This is a genomic window from Nostocoides sp. (assembly GCF_035343835.1).
Taxonomy (GTDB): domain Bacteria; phylum Actinomycetota; class Actinomycetes; order Actinomycetales; family Dermatophilaceae; genus Nostocoides_A; species Nostocoides_A vanveenii.
Genome location: NZ_DAOQZV010000218.1, coordinates 1 through 5,382 on the forward strand (window position 1 = coordinate 1; position 5,382 = coordinate 5,382).

5 protein-coding genes and 1 tRNA gene are annotated in these 5,382 nt (G+C 69.8%); all 6 read left to right on the forward strand.

From position 1 onward, the window contains the following. Positions 1 to 198: 198 nt before the first annotated feature. The 6 genes from PKH97_RS13215 (at position 199) to PKH97_RS13240 (ending at position 5,311) form a co-directional block, all read left to right on the forward strand. Positions 199 to 1,407, forward strand: coding sequence for a cysteine desulfurase-like protein (locus PKH97_RS13215; RefSeq protein WP_324387975.1), 1,209 nt, complete (start codon positions 199 to 201; stop codon positions 1,405 to 1,407). 283 nt (positions 1,408 to 1,690) lie between these two features. Then, a complete protein-coding gene (locus PKH97_RS13220) occupies positions 1,691 to 2,263 on the forward strand; it encodes a hypothetical protein (RefSeq protein ID WP_324387976.1) in 573 nt (190 codons plus the stop codon). A 52-nt stretch (positions 2,264 to 2,315) separates the two neighbouring features. Continuing rightward, the gene (locus PKH97_RS13225) at positions 2,316 to 3,143 is read left to right on the forward strand and encodes an SDR family NAD(P)-dependent oxidoreductase (RefSeq protein ID WP_324387978.1); all 828 of its coding nucleotides are present in this window, start codon (positions 2,316 to 2,318) and stop codon (positions 3,141 to 3,143) included. 11 nt (positions 3,144 to 3,154) lie between these two features. Beyond that, positions 3,155 to 4,207, forward strand: coding sequence for a PHP domain-containing protein (locus tag PKH97_RS13230; protein WP_324387979.1), 1,053 nt, complete (start codon positions 3,155 to 3,157; stop codon positions 4,205 to 4,207). A 5-nt stretch (positions 4,208 to 4,212) separates the two neighbouring features. Beyond that, complete coding sequence (locus PKH97_RS13235; protein ID WP_324387980.1) at positions 4,213 to 5,106, forward strand: alpha/beta hydrolase; 894 nt, start codon at positions 4,213 to 4,215, stop codon at positions 5,104 to 5,106. A 132-nt stretch (positions 5,107 to 5,238) separates the two neighbouring features. After that, positions 5,239 to 5,311 (forward strand) — tRNA-Glu (locus PKH97_RS13240). The last annotated feature ends 71 nt before the right edge of the window (positions 5,312 to 5,382 follow it).

Genomic DNA, 5,382 nt, shown 5'->3' on the forward strand with positions numbered 1-5,382 from the left:
TTTCTCACCGCTACACCGGATCGCCCCGCCCGCACCCCTTCGGACGCGTGCACGGGTGACAAACCGGTGTCTGCGTGCGCTCGCACTAGCCCATCTATCGGTTGTTGCGCCGCAAGGGACTCGACCAGGTCGGGCAGGTCGGCGCAGGCGCGCGGCATACGTCAGTCGTGAGTTGGCGGCGGTCGTAGGCTCGCGCCCATGACGTATGACGTGGCCGCCGTCCGATCGCACTTCCCGGCCCTGGAGGAGGGCGCGGCGCACTTCGACGGGCCGGGCGGGACGCAGTCGCCACGGGTGGTCGGCGAGGCGGTCGCGCGGATGCTCGGCTCGGCAGTCGCCAATCGCGGCATCGTCACGCGCGCCGAGCGTCGCGCGGAAGACGCTGTGACGCAATGCCGTTCGGCGTTGGGCGACTTGCTCGGCACCGACCCGCAGGGCGTGGTTTTCGGCCGGAGCATGACCGACCTGACCTACGACGTCGCGCGGATGCTGGCCAAGACCTGGGCGCCAGGCGATGAGGTCGTCGTCACGCGCCTCGATCACGACGCCAACGTCCGTCCGTGGGTGCAGGCCGCCGAAGCCGTCGGCGCGCTGCCGCGCTTCGCCGACTTCGACCCCACGACCGGCGAACTGGTGCCGGACGATATCGCCGCACACCTGTCCGACCGGACGCGGCTGGTTGCCGTGACCGCCGCATCCAATCTGATCGGCACAATGCCCGACATCGCCGCGATCACCCGCCTGGTCCACGAGCGCACTGACGCCTTGGTCTATGTGGACGGGGTTCATTACACCGCGCACCACACGGTCGACCGGATTGCCAGCGGCGCCGACTTCTGGGCCTGCTCGCCCTACAAATTCCTCGGTCCCCATTGCGGCGTCGTCGCCGCGGACCCGGCCCTCTTGACGACATTGCGGCCGGACAAGCTGCTCCCGGCGACCGACGCCGTCCCCGAGCGCTTCGAGTTGGGCACGCTGCCCTACGAACTCATGGCTGGCACGACCGCGGCCATCGACTTCCTCGCCGGTTTGAGCGGTGTGAGCGCGGGGAGCCGGCGCGACCGGCTGGTCGCGGCCTACGCGGAGTTGGACAAACACGAGCGGATGTTGCGCGACCGGCTCGAGCCGACCGTCCGCGATCTGCCTGGGGTGCAGGTGTATTCGAACGCGACGCACCGCACCCCCACCCTGCTGCTGACCGTTGCCGGCTGGGACAGCCAGGACGTGCGCGGCGAACTCGCCGCACGCTGGATCAATGCGCCCGCCGGCAACTTCTATGCCCTGGAGTGCTCGCGCCACCTCGGCCTCGGTGACGCTGGTGGGCTGCGGATCGGCCTGGCGCCCTACACCGATGAGAACGACATCGACCGCCTGCTGACCGCCCTGCGCGCGTTGCTGTTGACCTGACCGCACAGCAATCGTCACGACTACCGAGCGTCTCGCCTCACGCCCGGTCTGGTCGCTGACGGGCGGACGCTGTCCCCGCACCGCATTCCGGTCGCCGAGAACCGAACCCTGATCTTCCGCCGCGGCGCTCGCCGTCATAAAGTCCTCGGAGGGTGGGTCACGGTGGGGTGGCCACAAAAGACAGGGGTCAGCTCGGCACCGGCTCCACGCAATCCACCCGCGTGCCCACCACGGTCAAGGGCCTGACCGGCGTGACGGCCATCGCGACATCGTCGAACAGCACGTGCGCAACTCGGGAGCCGGCAAACTCAGCTGCTGGGGCACAAATGACAAGGGCCAGCTCGGTGATGGCACAACGTCCATGCGCACGGCACCCAAAGCCGTTGTCGGCTTCGGATCGGGACCTCGCTCCGTGGCGCCGTCGGTGACCGTCACGTGTGCCGTCTCGGCAGCCGGAGGCGCGCAGTGCTGGGGCTTGGGCCAAAGTGGCGAACTCGGTGACGGCTCGGCACTCAGCCAGCACGTCACGCCGAAGCCGGTGCTCGGGCTCGGGTCGGGCGTCTCGTCGATTACCACTTGGGCCGCACACGCCTGCGCTGCGCTCGCCTCGGGGGCAACACGGTGCTGGGGCGAGAACGGTGCGGGCTGCCTGGGCGATGGCACCACAACGGATCGCTACCGACCGGTGGCGGTCAAGACGCTCACCGCGGGTGTCGCTCGAATCAGCGCCGGTGGCGGGCAGAGCTGCGTGGTCCTGAGCGCGGGGCCGGCCAAATGCTGGGGCGACAATCTATGGGGTCAGCTCGGCGACGGCACCCGAACAAACCGGCTGATTGCCGTCGCCGTCCTTGGCTGACCTGCGTGGCCGCGCTGAGCGTGCACCGGGATGGATGGGTGAGACTGGGCGGGTGACCCGCAACCCGATCCTCATCACCGGCTGCTCGACCGGCATCGGACGCGCAAGCGCCGACCTGCTGCTCAAGGCCGGCTACACCGTGTATGCCACGGCGCGCCGCCCCGAGACCCTGGCCGAGCTCGCGGCGGCCGGCGCACGCACCCTCGCCCTCGATGTCACCAGCGAGGAGTCTATGCAGGTGGCTGTCGCGGCAATCGTCGCCGAGCACGGGCGCGTCGGGACGGTGATCAACAACGCCGGGTATGGCGAGTACGCCCCGGTCGAAGAGGCCGACCTGGACGCCGTGCGCCGGATGTTCGAGACCAATGTCTTCGGCCTGGCCCGTCTGACCCAGCTCGTGCTGCCCGGCATGCGCGCCGCCGGCGACGGCTTGATCGTCAACATCGGGTCGATGGGCGGGCGCATCGCCTTCCCGATCGGCGGCTACTACCACGCGACCAAATACGCGGTCGAAGGCCTGACCGACGCCCTGCGCGCGGAGGTCCGCGACTTCGGGATCGACGTCGTGCTGATCGAGCCCGGCCCGATCCGCACCAGTTTCGAGGAGACCATCAACGCCTCGCAACCGACTGCAGGACAACAGGATTCCCCGTATGCCGATCTGGTCGCCAAGGTCCGTGAGGTCAACTCCGGCGCGTATGACAGCTGCCTGCTCTCGACCGGCCCGGAAGCCGTCGCCCGCGTGATCCTCAAGGCGGTCGAGGCCGAGCACCCGCGTTCGCGCTATCTCGTCACGGCCGCAGCCCGCGCGCTGGTGCATGCCCGCCGTCTCGGTGGGGACCGGGTCTGGGACGCGATCACCAAGCGCCAGTTCGCTTAAGGCACGGACCGATGGTCGCCCTCGTGACTCAGCTGACCGCCCCGATCGCGCCGGCCGACGCCCTGCGCCGGATCGGCTTTCTTCTCGAACGGACCCGCGCCGGCAGCTACCGCGTCGAGGCCTTCCGCAAGGCGGCCGCCACGATCGCGGCACTGCCGAAGGGGGAGCTGGCGGCACGGCATACGGCCGGGACCGTCGCCGATCTGCCCGGGATCGGCAAGGCGACCGCCGGCGTGATCACCGAGGCGCTGGACGGGGCCGTGCCCACCTACCTCGCCAGCCTGCAGGAGAGCGCGGGTGGGCCGCTGGTCGAGGGTGGCGAGGGCCTGTATGCCGCGCTCGCCGGCGACTGCCACAGCCACTCGAACTGGTCGGACGGGGGTAGCCCGATCGAGGAGATGGTGCTCAGTGCGGTCGAGACCGGGCACGACTGGCTGGTCCTGACCGATCACTCCCCCCAGCTGCGCGTGGCCAACGGCCTCTCGGTCGAGCGCCTGACCAAACAGATCGCTATCGTCGACGCGATCACCGACTCGCTCGGCGGAGTATTCAGCCTCCTCAAGGGCATCGAGGTCGACATCCTTGACGACGGCTCGCTCGATCAGGCCCCGCGCATGCTCGACAAGCTCGACCTGGTCGTCGCCAGCGTGCACTCGAAGCTGAAGATGAACCGCCTGCCGATGACCAAACGCATGGTCACGGCCGTGAGCAATCCGCGCGTGAACGTGCTCGGACACTGCACCGGCCGGCTGGTCACGGGCAGCCGGGGCACCCGCCCGCAGAGCGACTTCGACGCGCGGGCGGTCTTCGAGGCCTGCGCCGAACACGAGACCGCCGTAGAGATCAACTCCCGTCCCGAGCGCTGCGATCCCCCGGACGAGTTGATCCGCATGGCCGCCGAGATCGGCTGCTTGTTCTCGATCGACTCCGACGCCCACGCCCCCGGTCAGCTGGACATGAAGGCGTATGGCTGCGAGCGCGCCGAGCGCCTCGGTCTCGACCCCGACCGGATCATCACCACCTGGGACGTCGACCGCCTCAGCGCCTGGGCCCGAGGTGCGTGATCCTCATGGACCTGCGAGACCTCCGGCCACCTGTGGAGGACGGGCCGTGGCCGCCGATCACCCACTTCCCGCCGATGACCCAGCGGCCCTTCGACGGCGCGCAGAGCTGGAGCGGCCTCAGCTATGCCCTGATCGACGGCTACCGGCCGCTGGTCATGGACGTCCATGTGCCCCTCGGCGTGGCCCATGCCCCGGTCGTCGTGTGGGTCCACGGCGGCGGGTGGGCCACCGGCGATAGACGCCACACCCCCTTGCAGTGGGGCCAGCAGCGGATGTTCGAGCGCCTGCTCGGCGCCGGGCTGGCCGTCGCCACGCCGGACTACCGCCTCACGGCCGAGGCCGCGCTCCCAGCACCCGTCCACGACCTGACGGCCGCCGTCCGCTACCTGCGCCACTACGCGACCCAACTTCGCCTCGACACCGACCGCATCGGCGTCTGGGGCGACTCGGCCGGTGCGCACCTGGTGACACTCGCCGGACTGGCCGGGAGCGCGGGCATACGGGACCCGTGGCTGCTGGGCGAGGCCGGCGTCGCCGGCGAGCGCACCGACGTCCGGGCCATCGTCTATTGGTATGGCGCGTCCGACCTGACGGTGCTCCCCGACCTGCAAGCCTTCCTCTGGCCGGATGCCGACCCGGACCACCGCGCCGAGCTCGCCCGCCGCTGCTCCCCCGTCACCTACCTGCGCCCCGACTCGCCGCCGCTGCTGGTCATGCACGGCGACCGCGACACAATGGCCCCACTTGATCAGGCCGTTCGTCTCAAACAGGCGGCCGATGCCGCCGGCGCGGCGTGCGAGCTGGTCGTCGTCCCCGGTGCCGAGCACGTCTTCCTCGGCGCCGCGATCGAGCCCCAGTGGGATCACGCAATCGCCTTCCTGACCAGCCAGCTGACCTGAGCCGCCCACCGCAAACGGGCCCACCCGGTCAATGAGTTTTGTGTTCGGCGCTGCGGACCTTTATGCTTCTCGACGTCCTCGACGGATTCGTGCCGGTCTCGCCTGGCGAACCGGGGATCCGACGAAGACCGGGTCCCCATCGTCTAGCGGCCCAGGACTCCGCCCTTTCACGGCGGCAGCACGGGTTCGAATCCCGTTGGGGATACGCGTGCCTTGCTTAAACCAAGGCCCCGTAGCGCAGTTGGTTAGCGCGCCGCCCTGTCACGGCGGAGGTCG